This is a genomic window from Alkalihalobacillus deserti (assembly GCF_020734105.1).
Classification (GTDB): Bacteria; Bacillota; Bacilli; order Bacillales; family Bacillaceae_D; genus Halalkalibacter; species Halalkalibacter deserti.
In genome coordinates this window covers 1-1173 of the sequence record NZ_JAJAFR010000066.1, presented here as the reverse complement: position 1 = coordinate 1173, position 1173 = coordinate 1, and the positions used below count along the sequence as shown (strand labels likewise).

The 1173-nt window shown below is 36.1% G+C and carries 2 protein-coding genes; both read left to right on the top strand.

All coding sequences use genetic code 11. From position 1 onward, the window contains the following. On the top strand, positions 1-365 hold a 365-nt coding region (locus tag LDX58_RS25655), incomplete at its 5' end, for a helix-turn-helix domain-containing protein (protein ID WP_227940479.1). Then, positions 329-1173 (top strand): IS3 family transposase (locus LDX58_RS25650; RefSeq protein WP_227940478.1); only part of this gene is annotated, 845 nt, incomplete at its 3' end. The genes LDX58_RS25655 and LDX58_RS25650, both read left to right, overlap by 37 nt.

The following is a 1173-nucleotide window of genomic DNA, read 5'->3' as shown; positions in this document are numbered from 1 at the left end:
AAATGGATACGATACAATTTATGGTAGAAACAGGTGCTTCTTTTCAGGAAACTGCTGAACAATTTCGATTGAATAACCCTTCATTAATTCACCGTTGGATGAAAACATTTAATGAACAAGGGATAGAAGGCCTGAAACCAAGATTAAAGGGGCGACCTTCTATGTCTAAAAACAACAATAAACCAAAGAAAAAAGAAGAGAAGAAGTTAACACGCGAAGAAGAACTAGAACGCGAGAATGAATTATTGCGACTAGAAAATGCTTACCTAAAAAAGTTGAGAGCTTTTCGAGAGAGTCCGAATGCCTTTCACGAAAAGCACAAGCAAAGGTGGCATTCGAACTCAAAGAAGAGGGATTCCGATTAAAAGATATTCTCCTTGTCGTGGGTATTCCAGAAGCAACCTACCACTATCATGTAGGAAATTTTGACAGAGAAGATTCGGACTCAGAATTTAAAAAAATCATTACGGATTTATTTAAAAAGTTTCATGAACGTTATGGTTATAAACGGATCACGAAAGAATTAAAGAAATTAGGACATTCTATTAACCATAAAAAAGTGTATCGCATAATGCGAGAATTGGGATTAAAATGTGTGAAATTTATGAGGAAATCTCGTAAATACAATTCTTATAAGGGGAACGTTGGAAAAGTAGCGAAAAACAGATTATCCCGCCGCTTTAGCACACCTATCCCTCTACAGAAATTAGTAACCGACATTACAGAATTCAAATGTCTAGGCGAAGAGAAGTTATATTTAAATCCGATTCTTGACCTTTATAACGGGGAAATTATTGCTTATGGTATCAAGAAACGTCCCACGTTAGATCTTGTCATGGAACCTTTAAAAGAAACGATAGAGATAATAAAGAATCGTGCAACCTATCGCACCACCATCCATTCCGATCAAGGCTGGCATTACCAGCATAACCAATGGGTGAGGACATTAAAAGAAAATAAAGTATTCCAAAGCATGTCACGTAAAGCAACCTGTGCAGACAATGCTTCGATGGAGAATTTCTTTGGTATTTTAAAGCAAGAAATGTATTATGGGGAAGAATTAGTAAACTATGAAGAATTAAAAAGACGGATTGAAGAATATATCTACTGGTACAACCATGAACGATCAAAAGAAAAATTGGCTGGTTTAAGTCCAGTCGAATACCGAACTCA